We start from the raw sequence: 21011 nt of genomic DNA on the forward strand, positions 1-21011 counted from the left end.
TGCGATGAGCGAACACGAGCAACACTGCTGCCACTCGGATGACGGGCATCATCACTCCGATGGCAATCAGCCTTCGGGCGACAAGGCGTATTACTGCCCGATGTGCCCGGGCGTGGAATCCGACGAACCGGGCAACTGCCCCAAGTGCGGGATGGCGCTGGAAAAGGCGCAGTCGGGTCCGTCGACGAAGACCGAATATACCTGCCCCATGCATCCGGAGATCGTGCGCGACGAGCCCGGCGACTGCCCGATCTGTGGCATGGCGCTGGAGCCACGGACCGTAACCGTCGAAGAGGAGGACAATCCCGAACTGGTCGACATGAGCCGGCGCTTCTGGGTGAGCGTGCCGCTGTCGGCCATCGTGCTGTTCCTGGCGATGGGCAAGATGTTCATTCCCGGACTGGAGGAAGTGATTCCGCACCAGGTCGGGATCTGGCTGGAGTTGGTCCTGGCCACGCCGGTGGTGCTGTGGGCCGGCTGGCCGTTCTTCGTGCGCGGCTGGTTGTCCGTTCGCACCATGAACCTGAACATGTTCACGCTGATCGCGCTGGGCGTGGGTGTGTCCTATGTCTACAGCGTGGTCGCGGCCGCGGTGCCGGGCATTTTCCCGCCAAGCATGGTCAGCGAGCACGGCACCGTCGGCGTGTATTTCGAGGCGGCGGCCGTGATCGTCACCCTGGTGCTGCTCGGCCAGGTACTGGAGCTCAAGGCGCGTTCGAGGACCAGCCAGGCCATTCGCGCCCTGCTCGGCCTGGCGCCGAAGACCGCACGGCGCATCGACTCGGACGGCAACGAAGAAGACGTGCCGCTCGAAGACGTCCGGATCGGCGACCGGCTGCGCGTGCGTCCCGGTGAGAAGATTCCCGTCGATGGCGAGGTGGTCGAAGGTCGCTCCAACGTGGATGAATCGATGATCACCGGCGAGCCGGTCAAGGTCGAGAAGTCCGCCGGCGAGAAGGTGATCGGGGCGACGGTCAACGACTCGGGCACGCTGGTGATCGAGGCGAAGCAGGTCGGCAACGACACCGTACTGTCGCAGATCGTGAAGATGGTGGCCGAGGCGCAGCGCTCGCGCGCACCGATCCAGAACCTGGCCGACGTGGTCGCCAAGTACTTCGTCCCGGCCGTCGTAGCCTCGGCCGTGATCACATTCGTGGTGTGGCTGACGGTCGGTCCCGAGCCGCGCCTGGCCTACGCCACGGTCAATGCCGTGGCCGTACTGATCATCGCCTGCCCCTGTGCGCTGGGCCTGGCCACGCCGATGTCGATCATGGTCGCCACCGGCCGCGGCGCGGGCATGGGCGTGCTGTTCCGTAATGCCGAGGCGATCGAAGTCTTCCGCGAGGTCGACACGCTGATCGTCGACAAGACCGGGACGCTGACGGAAGGCCAGCCGAAGCTTGCGTCCATCGAGGCGGCCGAGGGCATGGACGAGAATGAGCTGCTCGGCGCCGTCGGCTCGCTCGAGCGTGCCAGCGAGCACCCACTGGCCGAATCGATCGTGGACGGCGCGAAAGCCCGCGATCTCGAGCTGACCGACGTGTCGGATTTCGAATCCGTTACCGGCCAGGGCGTGTACGGCCGGGTCGGCGACAAGCAGGTCGCCCTGGGTAACCGCAAGCTGATGGACACGCTCGACATTGACGTCGAAGCACTGATCGATCGGGCCGAAGAACTGCGCGGCAAGGGCCAGACGGCCATGTTTGCCGCCATCGACGGCAAGGCCGCCGGCCTGATCGGCGTGGCCGATCCGATCAAGGAAAGCACACCGGATGCGATCAAGGCCCTGCACGCCGAAGGCCTGGAGATCGTGATGGTCACCGGCGACAGCGAGACGACGGCAAGGGCCGTTGCGAAGGAACTGGGTATCGACCAGGTCTTCGCCGACGTCGCGCCGAAGGACAAGGCCGAAAAGGTCAAGGAACTGCAGGAGGCCGGCCGCATCGTGGCCATGGCCGGTGACGGCATCAATGATGCCCCTGCCCTGGCGCAGGCGCAGGTGGGCATTGCCATGGGCACCGGTACCGACGTAGCCATGGAATCAGCCGGCGTGACCCTGGTCAAGGGCGATCTCAACGGCATCGTCCGCGCCCGCCGCCTGTCGCGGGCGACCCTGGCGAACATCAAACAGAACCTGTTCTTTGCCTTTATCTACAACAGCCTGGGCGTGCCCGTCGCCGCCGGCGTGCTCTACCCGTTTTTCGGCCTGCTGCTCAGCCCGATGATCGCCGCGGCGGCCATGAGCTTCAGCTCGGTGTCGGTGATCGGAAACGCGCTCAGGCTCAACAAGGTGTCGATCTAAGCGGAAGCGGGACGCCCCGCGCGATCCCGCTCGGCCATCAGCCGCAAGACGGCCCAGGCCAGGCCATTGAGGTTGTGGTCGGTCTCGAGCGCCTTGGTGGCCAGTTCCTCGTGATCGGACATGGCGTCGAGCACGATCTGTTCGAGCAGACGCGGGAAGCGGCCGTGCATCACCTGCTCGGGGGTATGGCTGCGCATCTGATCGACCACGCCCTCGTCGCGGCTCATGCGATCGGCCAGGTTGTCGGCAAACTGGAGCTGATCGCGGTCGTCGACCTCGGTACCGAACAGGTCGTTGAGTCGGTCGATGATCTCGGCCAGGCGCTCCTTCTTCGGATCCTTCGGTTTTCCGGTACCGACTTCTGAAACCGGATCGAGGCCGTACTCGCCCTGCTCTTCCCCCAGCCGGATGCTTTGCTCGTTCTGCTTGTTGAGCCGGTAGTGGGTCAGGTCCAGCTCGGACAGGTCGAGTTCTTCATCGTCCAGGCGCTCGGTGCGAAGCAGCGGATGCAGATGGCGCGCGAACACGCACAACTGCTCCAGTTCGCCGTCATCGTAGTCGACGATCTGGGCGAGAAACTCGTAGGTGCGATAAAAGCTCTGCAGGTCGCGCCGGAACATATCGAGCGCGTCGCGCCGTTCACCGGCCTCGGCCAGCTCGTGCTCGGCGCGCTGACGCCCGTCGCGGTCCCCGTTTTCTTCGGCACGCCGCTTTTCTACCTGCCAGTGGCGCAGGTCCGCCAGCGCATCTTTGTAACGCTTCTTGAAACGCTCCACCGCCGGCGCCGTGTAATAAGACAGCGATGATGACGCCACCTTCTTGTCGTGAAAGGCGAAATAGAAGGATTCGACCTGGTGCCACTCGTAGATCCGCGCCTCATTGAGTTTTCGTTGCAGGTCAAAGACGATGTCGGGGTCGGAGACGTCGGTCAGTTCGGCGGTGTTGTAGTAAGGCTCGAAGGACGCGCGCACATCCTCGGCGTCGTTGACGAAATCGAGCACGAACGGCACTTCCTTGCCGGGAAAGCGACGATTGAGCCTTGAGAGGGTCTGCACGCAATCGACCCCCTGGAGCTTGCGGTCGACGTACATGGCGCAAAGCCGCGGCTGGTCGAAGCCGGTCTGGAACTTGTTGGCGACGATCATCACGTTGAAATCGCCGGTATTGAAAGCCTCGCGATGGTCGCGCCCCTTCAGCCCGGGATTCAGTTCACTACTGCTCTCGGTAACTTCCGCCGGAATATATTCGTCGGCCGCCACCGAACCGGAAAACGCCACCAGCGGATGCACCTCGTCGTAGTTCTTCTCGTCGATATAGCTGCGCATGGCCAACTGGTATCGCACCGCTTCCTGACGGCTGCCGGTGACCACCATCGCCTTGGCCTGATTGTCGAGCAGCGTATAGACCTTCTCGCGGAAATGTTCGACGATGACCTCGACCTTCTGCTCGATGTTGTAGGGATGCAGGCGCACCCAGCGCGCAATGCGCGTCGAGGCGCGGCGGGCATCGACCTCCTGGTCGTCGGCGTCGGGATGGGCCAGGCGAAACGCGGTCTTGTAGGTGACGTAGTTCTGCAGCACATCGAGAATGAATTCTTCCTCGATGGCCTGGCGCATTGAATAGACGTGGAACGGCACCGGCTTGTTGTCCTCGGCCGGCGGGCGCTCCGGATCCGGCCGCGTGCCGAACAACTGCAGGGTCTTGCCCTTGGGCGTGGCGGTGAAGGCGTAGTAGCTGATCGTCTCCGAGGGCTTGCGCGCGGCCACGGCGGCATCGAGCAGTTCCTCGGCGCTGAGGTCCTCGCCCTCGGGCCGGTCGACGCCCAGCAGCGCCTTGAGCTTGGCTGCCGCCTGGCCGGTCTGGGACGAATGGGCCTCGTCGGCAATCACCGCATAAGTACCGGCCTTTAGGTCCGGGTGCTGGTCCAGCGCCTCGAACAGCGCCGGAAAGGTCTGGATGGTCACCACGATGATGCGCGTGCGCGCCTTGAGCGCTTCGGCGAGCTGGTCGCGCTTGCTCCGCCCGCCCTCGTCGCGGCTGATCGGTTGCACCACGCCGGTGGCGTGCTCGAACTGATAGATCGTGTCCTGCAGCTGGTCGTCGAGCACGGTGCGGTCGGTGACCACCACCACCGAGTCGAAACGCTTGCTGCCGTCGTTGTCATAGAGCGCGGCCAGCTGGTGCGCCGTCCAGGCAATCGAGTTGGACTTGCCCGAGCCCGCGCTGTGCTGCACCAGGTAGCGCTTGCCCGGGCCCTCATTGCGGGTGGCATCCAGAAGCTTGTTGACCACGTCCCACTGGTGATAGCGGGGAAAGATCATCGTCTCCTTCTTGTGCCACTTGCCGTGGAAGTCCTGCTCGGACTTGACCTCCAGGTGCAAAAAGCGTCCCAGAATCTTCAGCCAATTGTCCGGCGCGAAGACCTCGTCCCAGAGATAGCCGCTGGCATAGTTGTCCTTGCTTGCCGGCGGCGGATTGCCCGCCCCGCCGTCGGGCGTGCCCTGGTCGAAGGGCAAAAACACCGTGTTGTTGCCGGCCAGCTTGGTGGCCATGGCCACCTGCGCCTGGCTGACGGCGAAATGCACCAGCGCACCGCGCTTGAAGGTCAAAAGCGGCTCGGGCTTGCGGTTGGTCGGGGCGCGCACCGGGCGGTCGCGGCGATACTGGCGCTGGGCGCGTTCCAGGGCCTGCTTGAACTCGCTCTTCAATTCCAGCGTGGCGGTGGGAATGCCGTTGACGAACAGCACCAGGTCCAGGCGTGGGTTGTACTCGCCGGTCCGTGCATGCGGTGAATACGACACCTCCGGCACCACGCGCAGGCGGTTGGCGCGATAGCGCGCCAGGGTATCCTCGTTCATGCCGTGGTCGGGCCTGAAGGTGCACAGGCTCACCCGCGCGCCGGGCACCTTGAAACCGTGACGCAGCACATTCAGCGTACCGGCCTTGTCGAGCTCGCGGGCAACCTTGTCGAGCAACGCCGATTCCGGGTCGCGCTCGTTGCGCTTGCAGAAGCGCTCCCACTGGTCGGGATGCGCCTCGCGGTAGTAGCCGACCACGTCCTCGGCATACAGCGCCCGGGCGCGGTCGTACCCCTCCGAACGACCCACCAGCCACCCGCCGGCGGCCAGGGCATCGACTATGTCCTGCTGGAATTGCGCTTCGCGCGGATCGGCCAACGTCCCGCCCTTCTTGTTATGGAGGCGCAGCCCATGCTAGCGGCCGCGAACGCGGGGCACAAGCCGGCCCACAGCAACGGGAAGGTACTGTCAATCTCCTGTACATGCAGGGACGATCTAACCCCATGAAATAATGATGATTTCTGGATTTTTGCCCGGCATTACTGTATACTTGTATAGCATTCAGAAGAGGGTCTCATCATGGCGTTGACAACCCCCATCACCCCCACCCTGCCGCAATCAGAAATCCGCCAACTCGAGGACCGGATCACCGAGCTGGCGGCCCATATTCACGCCGCCAACTACCGGCTGCTGACCCTGATCCGGCAGTTCGACGAAGCCGCCGGCTGGGCCGAACCGGATATACGCTCCTGCGCACACTGGCTGAACTGGAAATGCGGCATCGGCCTGAACGCGGCCCGCGAAAAGATTCGCGTGGCCCATGCGCTTGGCGATCTGCCCAGAATCAGCGCATCGTTCTCCAAAGGCGAGATCAGCTACTCCAAGGTTCGGGCGATGACCCGGGTGGCGACACCGGAAAACGAGGAGCTCCTGCTGATGATCGCCCTGCACGGTACGGCATCCCACGTCGAACGCGCCGTGCGCCAGTTCCGCCGGGCAAAGCGCAACGAAGCGCTCGAAGCGGAGAACGACCGGCACGAGCGCCGGCGCGTGATCTGGCGGATGGACGAAGACGGTTCCTTCCTGCTCCACGGCCGCTTCACGCCCGAACAGGGCGAGCGCATCATGAAGGCCGTCGACGCCACCATGGACGAGATCGAGACCGAGCACCGGGACGTTACCGCTGAAACGTCACCCGAACCGGATATGAACAAGCCACTGCCCTGCCCGATCGAGCAGCGCCGGGCCGATGCACTGGAACGCCTTGCCGACGCCTTCCTGTCCGGTGACCACGGCACGGTCAGCGGCGGCGACCGCTGCACGGTGCACGTGCATACTGATGTGGATACCCTGCGCGAGGATGGCGAGGGCGCCGAATCCACGCTGGAAAACGCCGGAAACGTTTCAGCGGAAACGTCGCGGCGCCTGGCCTGCGACTGCGGTGTCGTGCCGTGGGCGGAATCCGGCGACGGCCAGACCCTGGACGTGGGCCGCAAGACCCGCTCGATCCCGCCGGCGATTCGCCGCGTACTCCAACGACGCGACGGCGGCTGCCGCTTCCCGGGTTGCACGGCGCACAAGTACGTCGACGCCCATCACATCGTTCACTGGGCTGACGGCGGCGAGACCAAGGTCGACAACCTGGTCACCCTGTGCCGGCACCACCACCGCACCGTTCACGAAGGTGGTTTTGGTGTCCGCATGGGTGCCGACGGCCAACCGGAATTCACCGATCACCGGGGCCGGCGCATTCCCAAGGCGCCAAAACCACGTTTCCGCGGTAACGCGTTTGCCCTGATGACCCAGAACCGCCGCGCCGGCGTCGACGTTTCAGCGGAAACGTGTATTCCAGCCTGGGACGGCGAGCGGATGGATGATGATTTAATGGTCGAGAGTTTGTACCAGATGGAATCGGCAGGGACTGGCTAGTCGTTCAAGCCCCTTTTATTGACGCTCAGCGTGACTCGGGCCAAGAGCACGGTTCGGAGGATCGCCACTCCTGCAGCCAGGCCGCCGCCGATGGTCAACAACCATGCCACGTCCGGCGCGAACAAAAATACGCCCCAAAGCGTCGTGTCATTCAAGTTGGGAAGGACGACCAGCAAGCCATAGCAAAGCAATAGCAGCAGACCGATGGGAGCACCCACCCTCCAGAGCAGTTCCCGGACATCGAACGGATATTTCAGCGCGTTCATGGAACCGGTTGCATAGCTTCGAACGAGCCTGATCGCCCATACGGCCAGGGCGACAATCAGGATCACGAGAAACAGCAAGACCGCCCAGCCCTTCGTGCCCGGGCCGTCATTGGCCGGCTCGCTTCCCACAATCATCTGCAGCGGGCCTTGTACCAATGCACCGACCCTCGAAAAATGAAACCCGCCACTGCGGGCATTGGCCATGACGGCCAAAGCCGTCCTTTCCTCCGGAAAGATCGCCATGACATTCGTGGCGCCCGGGCATTCTCCGGTATGCCAGAAGGCCGCATTTCCATTGGGTTCCGAGTACCGCCACCCCATTTCACCCGGGCCGGATCGATGCTCACGCACGGTATCGAAGAGCAGCTCGAACGTTTCAGCGGAGAGCAACCGGGAATCCCGATTCATCATGGCGAGCAGGTACCGCCCCATATCCCCGGCACTGGAATAAACCCCGGTCGGCCCGACGGGCCCCTCATCGATCTGGGCATCATATTCAACCGGATAACCAAACCAGAACCGGAAAGAAGCGGCCGGAACCGGATGATCACCGCCCTCCCCGCGCACAAAGCTCCGGTTCATTCCCAGAGGCCCGAAAATGTTTTCCCGGATATACCGGGCATAAGACATGCCGCTAACTTGCTGAACCAATTGCGCGAGCACCAGGTAATTGGCGTTCGAGTAGTCCGCCACACCACCCGCTTGTCTTACAGGCTCTATCCTGGCTATTTCTTCGACCAGCGCTTCCAGGAACTCAGCCTTCGCAAGGTCGAGCCTGCTTGTCTGAATCACCCGATTACCCTGCAGCGTCGAGAAACCACTGGTATGAGTCAGCAGGTGCAATACGGTAACTGGCTCGAAAGTGCCCGAGTTTGACTGGAAGGAAGCAATATAACGGCCAACCGGCTCATGCAACCGTATCTTTTCGCGATCGACCAACTGCATAACGGCGAGCGCCGTAAAAGACTTGGTCAGGGACCCGATACACATCGGCACCCGGGAATCAAGCGCACCCTGCCCTCCACCGGCATGCCCATATGCCTTCTGATAGGAGACGCCGCCGTCATCAACGATCACAAGCGATACGCCAGGAACACCGGAAGATTCCATGCGATCGGTCACGAAAGAATCAATCGCGCTCGTGTCCACTGAAAATGATTGTGCTGCCGGCACAGGCACTGCCAGCAGGCAAAACAGGACTGCAGATAATCCTTTCAGCAACGTGCTAGCCATTCTCATGCAGAGACTTTGATTTCCTCGCTGCTACTGCGGCCCCTTTTGTTCAAAGTAGCGCAAGATCTGCGGGAATTTCAACTTTGGAGTGCAGCGGAAATGTCGTCAGGTGGAAACCCGTCAGGGCTGGAGCAAACTTGAGCTATTTGTTATGTGGTTGTTTAAGTTTTGGTGCCACTTGAGGGCAATTTCGAAATGAACGAGGAGTAGTTAGACTTGGCTTCCTTATCGGTAATGAACTGAGAGAGCTGGCCGAGATTCTCTTTCGTCAGGAGCTGCCGGCCTAGCCACACGGCCTCCTCGGCTTTCTTTATGGCTGGCTCAAGCTCGGTAGCCCACTTGTTCATCTCCGCTAGTTGACGATCTCCCAATTGATCAATATCTACCGCAGCGAGGCGCTCAAGACCAGCCTCAATCTTCTCAATGACGATAGATCGCAAATTGTTCTCCTCATACAGCGCAGGAACGCCCTGTATAAAGCCGGCCCTTTCCTCCAAATACATCGCATGATCACCTGACCGTCTTTGTCCTGATGCTTCCGCAAGATCTCGTTCTTCCTTTGTTGCGAGGCGTTGAACCATGAGTGATCCGTCACGGGACCGCCTCAGAGCGGCAACCTTTGCCAGTACTTCCCGAGGCAGCCCTTTCCCCGGTTCCAGCAGCGCTGCGACGTTTTTATGAACCCAATTGGCGCCGTACTCGGTCTTCTTGAGTTCCTCGATACGTTGCGAGATCATTGGAATCTGGTGCTTAAGGGCGGTTAGTCGCTCACGACGATCCTTATTTTTTATCTCTCGGTCGTACGCGCGGCGCATCCCCTCGAAATCCACTGAAAAGTGTGTTTTTCCGCAGTCTTTGCCGATGTTGGTTTCGCGACCGTCTTTTGTAACTACGAGATACCCACGCCCATGAGGTTGATGGCAGGTGGATAGACCACACTTTATAAAGTCCTTGAATTTGTAGCTGCCGATGATCTCTTTCAGTTCTACCGAATTCGGATCTATGTCCACAGTGAAGCCTGGACGGGAAAGGACGCCTTCCCACGAATCGATTCGGACGAGACCCTTCTCGGTATTTAGTGTGATCATGGCTTAAGGAACATAACGCCTGGGCTCAGCGGCCGTTTGGGAGGTGCACCGCGCTGGAAAAGTGGTCCGCTGCAGCCCATGGTTAGCATCTTTTGAGACTGTCAGGCAAAAAGGCATCTATTTCCGCATCCGAGAAGGTCATATCTTCAAGCTTCTTCAGAGCCTCTTGCGCCTTCTTATAGGCCTTAGAATTTGTACTCGGTGCACCCGAATACAGATAATGCAGTTCTTCTAACAGCTCATCTCTCTTTTCACGTGCTTTTTCTTCGTTACAGAATGAAGAATGCATATCCGTCAGAAGCGACAAATACCGCTCTCTTATTAACCACAAATCCGCAGCAGCTTGCCGGTGCTTTTGCGCTATTTGTCCTAAATCGTAGTCTTTCGTATATCCGTTCAGAACCAGCAAAGTAGCTGATACCAAACCACCCACTATGGCGCCAATTTCAGCTGTGCCAAACAAGATCGAAACAAAACCAACGGTGCTTAGCGCAGATAGAGTGATCTGTGCAACTTTAATATGGGATAACCGTGCGAGAAGAATGTCTGCGCATTTTTCATGGGCCTTATGCGAATACACTACTCGCCCGTAACATTCACGTATTTGATCTTCGAGGGAAAGGTCGAGATGTTGCTTAGCTTGGGAATTCTGTTCCAAAGATCTCCCTCCATTTCTGTTTTGCAGTCCATTTTCTTTTCGGCTCGGCGGATTCATGATTACACGCCTCAATCGCCAAATTTGCGCACCGTCTAGATTTCCATTGGAATAAACCTTTCCCGTACACTAGTTGGCCGCTACCTGGAGCCCTCCAAAAACTCTTTTCCTTATCTTGATTAGCCATAAACTCAAAGAAATCTCGGCACATCCAGTCGTAATAGACGAAAGATTTATCTCTATACGCCCAAGTTGCAATAAATTGATATGCGAGCGTGTCGATGAGTAGACCGCCAATGGGAACATTCCACTTGCGTTTCCACATCCTCATCATTCGGCACAACCAAAGTAGGTTTTTGTTACATTCGTTATTTCTACTTCTAATCGCTTCGATTTCAGGTCTTGGATTGGTAACACGCCACCGACCTCCACTGTTAGCATCAGGGTACGTGTAGCTTTTATCCTTATTGATGAATCCAGGTACAACCTCAAAAGTTAAGCCATCAGTAAAAGGAATTTGTATGACCTGTCCGTCACCGCGCATGCTCGTTGTTGAATACGTTTTCTCAATTGAACGCTTAACTTCTTGTAGCAAAGCAGACTGACCATTTCCCGTATATTTATTGTAGCGTTCATATACCTCATAGGGTAGCTGAAAAATCATATCGAGGTCACTAAACCCTTGAATTGCCGTGTTTCGCCCATACGATCCGACATATAAGCTACGTGAAGTATCAGAGCTTGTGTCCCAGAAGTCGGTATTCAGGCGCCGCGTAATTGCTTTATATCGAGCAGATATTGATTCTTTGTTCTGAACCTTGAGCTTGTTGCAAAATTCTTTAAACCAGTCTCCTACAGGCATCTGACCCCCTCGCTAACGGGTAAGTATATGGCGTTTAGCCATTTAGTACGCGTATGTCCTGGTTGGCCTAATCGGAACGTGCCGGCCAACGGGTAGCGTTGGCACGACATTGCGCACCCGTGATGTTTGTTGATCTTTAGGCTGCTGTAACTTGATGGCCCCTCATCGAGATTAATTTCCTGCCTCATCCAAGGTTGCCGAAAAAATAGATTCGACGCAAACTGCGTCGACAGCGCTCCTCTTGCGGTCGAGCGATTCTGGCTTCCTATCAACCGATGAAGGTGCTTCTGCATGAAGGAGTCTGGGTTCTCAATCTGTCTTTTCAGCGGGTTGGGCAGCGGAGACCTGTTCGTCTTGCCAGGCACCATAGGTTTGGCCGGTATTGGCGATTTGCCAGGACATGCGGCCGTTGGCGCTTCGGCCGGCGACTACGGCGGCGGCTGCGCTCGGGCTGGAGAAGGCGGTGTCGCGGGTGAAGCGGCGGTTGCCCTCGCCTGTCTTTTCCAGAACCCCGTCGGCGACAAGTTGGCGAAACAGGGGTTCGTAGCCGCCTTCCGCGCCTTTCCAGTCGGAGCGGGCGATGGATCCTTCCAGGACGTAGAACTCACCGTCGATTTCGCGACCGCGGGCGGTGAGTTGGTGGCGCGGCACTTCGAAGATAAATTCGGGTGATTCGGCTGTTTGGGACTTGGGGTCTGGTTCAGCCGGCGGACGGTGTTGATCGCGCAGGAAATCATGGCCTAGGACGGGGAGCACTGTTCGGATCTGTTCGAGGAAGAAGCCCATGTCGGAGCGATCTGCCTCGGGCAGGCGCGTGTCGCGCCCTTCGTTGTTATTGACCAGGTTGCAGCGGTCGACTTCCCGCGCTATGGCCAGTAGCTGATTTTCGAGGAAGCCGACGTGGGCCTTGGTCAGGTTCTGGTCCTTGCTGGTGACGATGATGACGCGTTCCCAGAAGTCTCTGCCGCCAGCGCCGCCGTTTGTTTCCGGGCGATTATGGCTTCTCAGGCGGGCGGCGACGTTGTCGGTCTCACCGATGTAGACAAGCTGCTTGATAGGGCTTTCTGGATCCGGCCCTACCAGGAAATACACTCCAGTTCTGGCACATTCGGGGCGCTGCACTACCTCACCGAGGCGACTGCGCGGGCCGGTGAGAACGTGGCCGGTCCAGTTGACGATTTCAGCGGTCAGCAGGCCGCGAGATGTGCCGTCGACCAGGAATAGTCGGATGCTTCGGCCCTGGGTCATTGCTCTCTAGCCTCGTAGCTGGCGGATTCTTCGGCGGCTATGGGGAGTGGTTCTGCCGCGTCCGTCTCTGATTGCCAGTTGCGGACGTCGATCTTGCCGGTGACGGCGGCGGAGATGAGGGCGGAGCGGCGTTCATGAAGTAGATCAATCCCGTGCCTAGCCTGCTCAAGCAATCGGTCAACCTGCTCGGCCCATTGGAGGCTTGAATGGACGATACTGGTTTGCTCTTCCAGTGGCGGTACTGGAACTCGAACTCCGGCCACGATCTCTGGATTGATGCTCTGCATCGTTGAACCGATGGACTCTAGGTTCAATAGATCACGCACCAGTGGCGTCCGGATCAATTCAGACAGGAAGCTTGGATCCACTCGTTCGCTAAAGCGGATACGCATAGAACCGGTACCGCATAGCCATCCCGTCTCCTTGGTACCGACAACTGCGCATCGCCCCAATTCACCTCGCCGGCCCAACACAAGATCGCCTTGCTGGAGTCGATGATGCGAGAGTCGGTGGGCTATTTCCTCCGGCACCGTAACCTCTGAGTCTGGGACTATCTTTCCATCTTCGATGTTTGCTGGATTGATGACCGGAATTTGGCGCTGAACATATTCGTGTGAGTGCAGCTGGCTTCCAAATGGCCCCGTCTGGATCTTGCTCGCAAGGAGCCCAATAGGGACCACGTCCCAATCGGCCGGCACTTCACCCAGCCAATCCACCCCAGAGTCTTTCATCGGGGCCTCTGGGTCGAGACCTTTGGTGACGGCGTGGGAGATGACGGCCTGGCGCTTTTCCTTGAGTAGTTTGATCAGGCGTTGTTGTTCTTCGATCAGGGCGTCGATTCTGGCGGTTTGGTGGTCAAGAAATTTACCGATAACTTTAGCTTCATCAGGCGGTGGCATGATAGCTGGGATATTACCCAATCGCTCTGCGTTTAAGATTCGCAAAACGTTGCCAGTGGCTCGTAAATCCAGCTCCGGTTTTGCTGTATAGAGGAAATAGAAAAGGTAACGAGGAACAAGAAAGGGCTGGACTGCAGTAATCTGTTGATTGGTGCACGCGACTGTATCGGTATACCCCAATTTACCGATTGATCCAATGCAACAAACTAGCGTTGATCTTGAAGCGACTCGGCGACAGTATGACCAGCCTTGGTCACTCAAAAACTTGGTTGCCTGACAAGAATTACCTGAGTCATCTAGGTCATCAGGAGTAATCCAAGGCCAACCTTCCTCAGTATAGTTATCTAGATCTTCGCTCGGAGGGGTAATCCCTGTTGTAAGTTTACCTATGAATTTTAAGCGGGAAAACTTCCAGTGCGCCGGAACCTCACCAAGCCACTGGACACCAGAATCCTTATACTCCGGATACCTCGGAAAACTCACACCGAAATCTCCTCGATCATTTGCTTGATGCGGTCGGTGCAGGCCTTGAGGTCGGCGTCGATTTCCTCCAGGGGGCGCGGTGGGACGAATTTGTAGAAGTGGCGGTTGAAGGGGATTTCGTAGCCGACGATGCCGGGTTGGTTGTCGTGGGGGTCGCGTTTTTCTTCGTCGATCCAGGCGTCGGGGACGTGGGGTTTGACTTCGCGTTCGAAGTAGTCGTGGATGTCCTGGTCGAGCGGGACGTTTTCGTGGTCGCGCAGGTCGGTGTCGGGTTCGGGGTTGCCGTGCTTGTCGGTGCAGGTCTCGGCCGTTTCGTCGCGTTCGGACAGGGCGTTCAGGATGGCCTTCTTGACCGGGGCTCGGGGCTTGGTGCCCTGCTCTTTCAGCGCGGCTTCTAGGTCTTTGGTGAACGTGTTGCGGTTCTTGTAGACGGTTTCGGGGTCGAGGCGGCGGCAGGCGGCTTCGATGGCTTGCTGTTCTTTCCCTTCGAGCTTTTCGATGGTGCGTTCGCTGTTCAGGCGGGCCAGGCGTTCGTCGCCGGCCTGGAAGTTGAGTTTGAGTGGTCGTTCTACGGTGATGCGGCGGTAGCCGAAGGTTTTGGTGTCGAAGATTCGGCTTTCCTCGCCTTCGGCGAAGTCGCCGTAGCGGCGGACGATGGTCTCGATTTCGGGCTCGTCGAGCCAGCGGCGCTTGGCGCCGAGGGACTTGCGCATTTTCGAGTAGTGTTCCGTTGCGTTGATGAGCTGGACCTTGCCGCGGCGCTTTTTGGGCTTTTTGTTCGACAGGATCCACACGTAGGTGGCGATGCCAGTGTTGTAGAACATGTCGGTGGGCAGGGCCACGATGGCCTCGACCAGGTCGTGTTCGAGTAGGTAGCGGCGGATTTCGGACTCGCCGCTGCCGGCCCCGCCGGTGAACAGCGGTGAGCCGTTGAGGATGATGCCGATGCGCGCCGGGCCCTGGGCAGCGTCGTCCATCTTGCTGACCAAGTGCAGCAGAAACAGCAGCGAGCCGTCGGACACGCGCGGCAGGCCGGGGCCGAACCGGCCCTCAAAGCCGTCTTGCTTGTGCTCGCGCTCGACCTCGCGGCGCACGGCCTTCCAGTCCACGCCGAAGGGCGGATTGGCCAGCAGGAAATCGAAGCGCTCGCCTTCGTGCTGGTCATCGGAGAGCGTGTTGCCGAGCTTGATGTTGTCGATGACCTGCCCCTTGATCAGCATGTCGGCCTTGCAGATGGCGTAGGACTCGGGGTTGAGCTCCTGGCCGTGCAGGGAGACGTCGACGTCTTCGCTGATCTGCTTGATGTAGGCCTCGGATTCCGACAGGAAACCGCCGGTGCCGGCGGCCGGGTCGTAGATGCGCACGATGGCGCCGGATTTGAGGCGCTCTTGCTGGTCGGTGAACACCAGCGAGGTGGTCAGGTGGACCACGTCGCGCGGGGTGAAGTGCTCGCCGGCGGTTTCGTTGGAGTCCTCGGCGAACTTGCGGATGAGTTCCTCGAAGACCACGCCCATGGTGAAGTTGTCGAGGCGCTCGGGGCTGAGATCGGTGGCGGCGAAGCGCTGGACGACCGGGTAGAGGATGTTGGCCGCGTCGAGCCGGTCGACGAATTCCTCGAACTTGAAATGCTCGAAGATCTCGCGCGCCTCGGGGCTGAAGCGCTGGACGTAGGCCATCAGGTCATCGCGGGTCTGGGTTTCCGACAGCGAGCCCAGGCGGAACTCGGAGGTGTTGTAGAATTCGCGGCCGGCGGCGCGCTTGAGCATGCGGTGGCGGGTGCCCTCGGGCTTGCCCTCGGCCTGGGCGGCCTTCTTGAGGACCTTCTCGCGGGTGGGCTCGAGCACGCATTCCAGGCGCCGCAGCACCGTGAACGGCAGCACGACCCGGCCGTACTGCGAGCGCTTGAGCGTGCCGCGCAGCAGGTCGGCGACGCTCCAGATGAACGTGGCGAGATTTTCCTGGTTCAAGCGATTGATCCCCGTTCGTGCACGCTGGATTGTTGCCGATCGCGGCGGTTATATGCAATGGCCGGCGCGGCTATTGTCGATGGGATGGATGCGCTGTCCGGCTCCAGGCGACCAGCCCTGCCAGGGCGAGCAGTGCCACGATGTCGAGCAGCCACCCCGCATGCGGGAACAGCAGGACGGCGGACAGCACGGCGAGCAGCCCTCGCGATGGCAACGAGAGCGGGCCCTCCAGCCAGCCTTCGAACACCCCGGCCAGGGCGTAGAGTCCGGCCAGCGCGAAGGCGGCGACGGTCAGCACTTCCAGCCAGTCGCCATGTATTAGGGGGGTATAGGCGAACAGCAGCGGAATGATGTAGAGCCCCTTGGCCAGTTTCCAGGCGGTGAATCCCGTGGCCATCGGTTTTTCGCCGGCGATGCCGGCCGCTGTGAAAGCGGCCAGGGCCACCGGCGGGGTCACGTTCGAATCCTGGCTGAACCAGAACACGATCATGTGGGCGGCAAGCAATGCGCCGGTCAGGATGGCCGGCTCCAGCAGGTCGTCTGCCACGGCGCGCTGCAGTTCGGGCGTCATGGCCGTGACCAGCTCGCGCGCCTGCTCGGGCGGCATGGGTGAACCCAGCAAGCCCTCCACACCCGGGCGGGCCATAACGATGGCCTCGCGCGCCATGGTGGTGATCTCGCCGCGAACCAGCGCCTCGACCAGGTCGGCCTGCAGCATCAATCCGTAGAGCGTCGGCGCCGAGATCGCCGCCAGCACGATGTAGGCGGCGGTCACCGGCAGCCCCATGCCGAGGATCAGCGAGGCCAGCGCGACCAGCACGATTGCTATGAGCAGACTGGCGCCGGCCCACTCGCCGATCATGATCGAGAAGGTATTGCCGATGCCGGTGGTGGTGAGCACGTTGACGATCAGGCCCACGGCAATGAGCAGCATGGCGGTCGGCGCCATGGTGCGCGCCCCGCCGGCCAGCGCCTCGACGACGGCCAGCGGGCCCATGCGCACCGGCGTCAGCCAGGAAGCGGCGATCACCGCCACGATGGCGATGCCGGCGGCATAGACCGGGGTGAAGCCGGCCATCAACAGCCCGACCAGCACCGCCAGCGGCAGCAGCAAGGGCCAGCCCCGGCGCAGGGCCTGCCCGATCGGGACGCCGTCATTGTCGCCTTGGGGTGCGAGATCGAGCCGGCGCGCGCGGATGCGCACGAAGAATCCGAGCGAGAGAAAGTAGAGCAAGGCCGGGACGAGTGCCGCGGCGATGATGGAAAGATAGGGAATGCCGGTGAAGTTGGCCATCAGGAAGGCCCCGGCGCCCATGACCGGCGGCATGAGCTGCCCGCCGGTCGAGGCGGCCGCCTCCACCCCGCCGGCGAAGCGTGGCGAAAAGCCGGCGCGCTTCATCATCGGAATGGTGATGACGCCGGTCGAGGCGGTATTGGCGACGGCCGAACCGGTAATCGAGCCCATCAGGCCCGAGGAAGCCACCGCCACCAACCCCGGCCCGCCGGTGATGCGACCGGCCGCGGCGCGCGAGAGCGCGATGATGAAGTCCCCTGCCCCGGAGCGCAGCAGGAACGCGCCGAGCAGGATGAACATGAACACGTAGCTCCAGGAGATGCGGGCGATCGAGCCGAACATGCCGTCGGAGGTGTAGACCGCGCGAAACAGCATGGTTTCCAGGCTCAGGCCGGGAAACGCGAATACCCCGCCGATGAGATCGCCCCACCACACCGCGTAGCTCAGCAGCAGCACGATCAGGAGCGGAATCAGCCACCCGGCGGTGCGCCGGGTCAGCTCGATGGCCAGAACGACCACGCCCAGGCAGGCCAGCCAGTGGCTCCAGGCGAAGCGGAGTCCGCGCTCGTAGAGCGGGGTCTCGAGCCACACCACGGCAATGACACTGACTACCAGAACCAGTCCTGCCACGGCATCCAGCCAGGCCAGTCGACCGGCGCGTCCGCGCACGGCTCCGGCCGTCGGAAACAGCACCAGCGCCAGCGTGCCGAAACCGGCGAAGTGGAATGCCGCCACCCAGAGGTCGGGCAGCATCACCACGGTGTTGACCACGACATGCAGCGCGGCGACCAGCGCGGCATACACGAACACCGCCACCGAAAACACCGGCGGCAGATGGCGCCCGCCGTCCAGCCCGCTGTGCCGCGCGCTGTCGGTCAGTGCCTGCCACCCCTTTCCGCTCACGGTCCGTCCCCGGCGAGTTCCGGTGGAAGAAGCTGTTCGGGAATGTCGAGCCCGATCTCGCGGTAGAAGCGCACCGCGCCGGGATGCAGCGGCACCGGCAGGCCGTCGAGCGCGGTGTCCGGCTGCATGACGCGCGTGGCGGCATGGAAGGCGTGCAGGAATGAAAGATTGTCGTAGAGTGCGCGCAGCACGCGGTAGACATGCTCGTCGGGTACCTCGGAGGTGGTCCCCAGCAGGTTGGCCTGGCCGATCGTGCGCACGTCTTGTTCCTGGTGCGGATACGTGCCGGCTTCGATCTCGATGAAGCGGTAGAGCCCCGGGTAATCGCGGTTGACGGCGGCCAGGTCCGACTCGTCGAACCCGAGCAGCACGGCCTCGTCACCGCTGGCGGCCATCACGCGCGTGACCGCGCCGACGGGCACGCCGGCCGGCGTGTTCATGCCGTCGATCATGCGGTTGCGGAAGGCGTCGGCGCTGGCCCCGTAACCCTGGTAGACGAGATTGAAGCGCTCGTCGGGGTCGATCCCGAGCGCGGACAGGATATGCCGGTTGGAGCCCTCGGTGCCCGAATAGCGCGCGCCGATGGAAAAACGCCGGCCGGCCAGGTTGGCCAGGTCACCAACCGCTTCGGTTTCGGCGAACTCCCGCCGAATGACGAAGTGTTCGACATTGGGCCACAGGGCCGTCACGCTGCGCAGGCCGTCGAAGGGTTCTTCGCCGGAAAGCCGACCGCTCCCGTTCCAGGCCCAGGCGCCGTAGAGCCCCTGGAGAATGGCGAACTGCGCCTCGCCCGAGCGCATCAAGCGAAGGTTCTCCTGCGAACCCGCGCTGCTGATCGCCGCCAGCGCCACCCCGTGAGACTCGGCCAGCACCTGCTTGGTAAGCGTAGCGATGGCGACACCGACCGGGTAGAACGTTCCGCCGGTGGTGGCGGTGGCCAGGATATAAGTGCGCGAATCGGCGCGCTCGGCATCACCCCGCCCGGCCAGGGCAGCCGCGATCAGCGCTCCTGCGACCAGGAGGGCCAGCACAGAAAGAAATCGACGTTGCATGCGCGCATTGTACGGTCAGGGCAAAAAAGGCTCCGATCCACGTGGGACCGGAGCCTTTGGAAGTCGCTCTTGGACGTTTATTCGGCGTTGGCGCCGATATTGCCCTGGGCGATGATGTTGCCGAGTTCAGCGCTGCTTTCGTGGATGTTGATGTAGCCGTTGAATTCGGCCAGGTCCTCGAAGGGCACATTGAGCAGCGTATAGCTCACGCCAGGTGCGTCTTCGAGCGCGTCGATCGGCCCCAGAAACAGAGCGATGTTGCCGCCCTCCTCTGCCGAGTTTTCATGAATGTGGGCCACATGGCTGACCGGGACCCCTGTCGGGCCGGCGATCAGTTCGAGCCTGACGAGCGTCGTGCTTTCGTTGAGCTCGGTGAATGTCGCCGTTGCGTCCGCGCCATCGGGCACAAGGCCGTCGTTTGCAACTGCACCCAGCGGGTAAGTGACGGATTGACCGTTCGGAATCACCTGCAGAATGCTCGGCTCCGCGGCCGCCTGGGCGTTTTGACCGATATTGCCCTGGGCCAGTATGGTCTCGAGCTCAGCGTTGCTTTCGTGGATGTTGATGTGGCCGTCAAAACGGATCAGCTCCTCGAACGGCACATCAACCACGAACTCACTGCTGCCCGGTGCACCGTCGAGTCCGTCGATCGGGCCGAGAAACAGCGCGATTCCACCGCCTTCTTCAACCGAATTGAAGTGGATGTGGGCGGCATGGGAGACGCTGCGCCCCGTGGCGCCGCCGGCCAGTTCCAGCCGGACCAGAGTCTGCTCGTCCGGCAGTTCATGGAAGCTGGCGTTAGCCGCACCACCCAAGTCGTATTCAGTTTGCTGCAGATCGAGCCCGCAGGGCACCGACTGCACCAACCGCGACAGCGGCCAGGTCACCTCGGTGCCGTCATTGAGCTCGAGCCGAGCAAAAGCCGTGGAGCAGTTGACGATGTCGAACTCAACCGTTCCGATCAGCTCGCTGTCAGCCGGCTGTGTACCCCCGGGCTGCCCCCCGGATTGTGCATACACGGCAGCCTGGCCGAAGCGACCGTCAAATCCGCCGGCATTGGGACAACCCTCGCCTTCGGCGGGCGTCTGACAGGTATCGAAGGTGACCCAGAACGGATCGCCCGAACCGTCGAGCGAATAGGTATAACCTGTTCCGACCAGGCGGTTCTCGGCCGGAATCGGCTGGAGGATGAAGCCTTCACTCCCGCCGAGATCCGAAGCCCACCAGCCGTTGGCGCTTATATCGACGGGCTGGCGAACGGGCAGAGCGCCAACCGGAATAGCCAAAACGCCCAGGGGACGATTGTCGCCATCGCCAATGGCGATCAGGGTGACGTCGGCTCCCGCCGGAAGTTCGGCCGGCAGGGGGTCGATCAGGTTGGTCTGGCCGTCGTTTGAAGCAACCTTGAGGTCATAGTTACCGGCCGGGATCTCGAAAAAACCCGACTCGGCCCGAAACGGAACTCCGACGAGGCCGTTGACCACATCCCCGGCGGCCGTTCGGATCGACACTTGCGTATCCTCGAGATCCGAAGCGAAAGGCGCGGCATGAACAACCCGCACGTTCAGATTGCCATCAGCCGGCGTGCCGGCATCGTTGACCAGCGCCCAAAGCGACAAGTCCTGCTTTGCCCCGTCACCCACGGCCAGCACCGTGTAGCTGACATCATCTTCAAGCGCTACCTCCGTCGAAATGGCAGGCTCTGCCGCCCCTTCCGGGAAAACCTCCAGCAGGTAACTTCCCGCCGGCAACTGCAGCGGTTCCGTGAACTCGCCGAAAACAAAGTCGGTGAGCACCTCGCTTCCGTTGGCCGTGATGGTGACCGCCGTCTGATCGGCCGTCGGCGCAAACGGTGCCGCATGCACAACAGTGACCTCGGCGTCGGCGACTGCGGCGGCCGAACTGCCGATCAGAATCGCCGCGCAGGCGAGCCTCGCTAATAGACCTGACAGTTCCTCCATTTTCCCAACCTCTGCTGTGTGTGGAGATTGAAATATCTCACCCTCGTGTGCAGGCAAATTCGACATTCGTG

Annotated in this window: 13 protein-coding genes and 1 pseudogene; 2 read left to right on the forward strand and 12 right to left on the reverse strand. The window is 61.0% G+C overall.

Annotated features, from left to right (window positions below; all coding sequences use genetic code 11):
• Positions 1 to 4 precede the first annotated feature (4 nt).
• Entirely contained in the window at positions 5 to 2302 is a 2298-nt protein-coding gene (locus tag ACDC66_RS06865; protein WP_376695950.1) for a copper-transporting P-type ATPase, read from the forward strand.
• Here ACDC66_RS06865 and ACDC66_RS06870 read toward each other — a convergent pair.
• Positions 2299 to 5478 carry a type I restriction endonuclease subunit R gene (locus ACDC66_RS06870; RefSeq protein WP_376695951.1) on the reverse strand — a complete coding sequence of 1060 codons (3180 nt, stop codon included), beginning with the start codon at positions 5476 to 5478 and terminating at the stop codon, positions 2299 to 2301. The two genes, ACDC66_RS06865 and ACDC66_RS06870, sit on opposite strands and share 4 nt — an antisense overlap.
• A gap of 201 nt (positions 5479 to 5679) precedes the next feature.
• On the opposite strand from ACDC66_RS06870, the gene ACDC66_RS06875 reads away from it, so the two are divergent.
• Positions 5680 to 7029, forward strand: a complete 1350-nt coding sequence (locus tag ACDC66_RS06875) for a DUF222 domain-containing protein (RefSeq protein WP_376695952.1) — start codon at positions 5680 to 5682, stop codon at positions 7027 to 7029.
• On the opposite strand, the gene ACDC66_RS06880 is transcribed toward ACDC66_RS06875, so the two are convergent.
• The 11 genes and pseudogenes from ACDC66_RS06880 to ACDC66_RS06925 form a co-directional block, all read right to left on the reverse strand.
• Positions 7026 to 8528: a serine hydrolase domain-containing protein gene (locus ACDC66_RS06880; RefSeq protein ID WP_376695953.1), complete on the reverse strand. Its 1503-nt coding sequence runs from the start codon at positions 8526 to 8528 to the stop codon at positions 7026 to 7028. The genes ACDC66_RS06875 and ACDC66_RS06880 overlap by 4 nt on opposite strands.
• 161 nt (positions 8529 to 8689) lie before the next feature.
• Positions 8690 to 9616 (reverse strand): hypothetical protein, encoded by a 927-nt coding sequence (locus ACDC66_RS06885; protein ID WP_376695954.1) that lies wholly within the window; start codon positions 9614 to 9616, stop codon positions 8690 to 8692.
• An 82-nt stretch (positions 9617 to 9698) separates the two neighbouring features.
• A complete protein-coding gene (locus ACDC66_RS06890) occupies positions 9699 to 10274 on the reverse strand; it encodes an SLATT domain-containing protein (RefSeq protein ID WP_376695955.1) in 576 nt (191 codons plus the stop codon).
• On the reverse strand, positions 10252 to 11133 hold the full coding sequence (locus tag ACDC66_RS06895; protein WP_376695956.1) for an SMODS domain-containing nucleotidyltransferase: 882 nt from the start codon (positions 11131 to 11133) through the stop codon (positions 10252 to 10254). Before ACDC66_RS06895 ends, ACDC66_RS06890 begins: the two co-directional genes overlap by 23 nt.
• 309 nt (positions 11134 to 11442) lie before the next feature.
• Entirely contained in the window at positions 11443 to 12381 is a 939-nt protein-coding gene (locus ACDC66_RS06900; RefSeq protein ID WP_376695957.1) for a GIY-YIG nuclease family protein, read from the reverse strand.
• Positions 12378 to 13079 (reverse strand): restriction endonuclease subunit S, encoded by a 702-nt coding sequence (locus ACDC66_RS15245; protein ID WP_459117384.1) that lies wholly within the window; start codon positions 13077 to 13079, stop codon positions 12378 to 12380. Before ACDC66_RS15245 ends, ACDC66_RS06900 begins: the two co-directional genes overlap by 4 nt.
• Positions 13058 to 13670: pseudogene (locus ACDC66_RS15250) on the reverse strand (restriction endonuclease subunit S); the annotation flags it as partial. The pseudogene ACDC66_RS15250 and the gene ACDC66_RS15245, both read right to left, overlap by 22 nt.
• An 89-nt stretch (positions 13671 to 13759) precedes the next feature.
• Positions 13760 to 15739, reverse strand: a complete 1980-nt coding sequence (locus ACDC66_RS06910; RefSeq protein WP_376696150.1) for a type I restriction-modification system subunit M — start codon at positions 15737 to 15739, stop codon at positions 13760 to 13762.
• A gap of 61 nt (positions 15740 to 15800) precedes the next feature.
• The gene (locus ACDC66_RS06915) at positions 15801 to 17927 is read right to left on the reverse strand and encodes a TRAP transporter permease (RefSeq protein ID WP_376695958.1); all 2127 of its coding nucleotides are present in this window, start codon (positions 17925 to 17927) and stop codon (positions 15801 to 15803) included.
• Positions 17924 to 18979, reverse strand: a complete 1056-nt coding sequence (locus ACDC66_RS06920) for a TAXI family TRAP transporter solute-binding subunit (protein ID WP_376695959.1) — start codon at positions 18977 to 18979, stop codon at positions 17924 to 17926. Before ACDC66_RS06920 ends, ACDC66_RS06915 begins: the two co-directional genes overlap by 4 nt.
• Positions 18980 to 19056: 77 nt before the next feature.
• Positions 19057 to 20940 (reverse strand): DUF4397 domain-containing protein, encoded by a 1884-nt coding sequence (locus ACDC66_RS06925; protein ID WP_376695960.1) that lies wholly within the window; start codon positions 20938 to 20940, stop codon positions 19057 to 19059.
• Positions 20941 to 21011 lie beyond the last annotated feature (71 nt).

Source organism: Wenzhouxiangella psychrophila (genome assembly GCF_042310375.1).
Lineage (GTDB): Bacteria > Pseudomonadota > Gammaproteobacteria > Xanthomonadales > Wenzhouxiangellaceae > Wenzhouxiangella.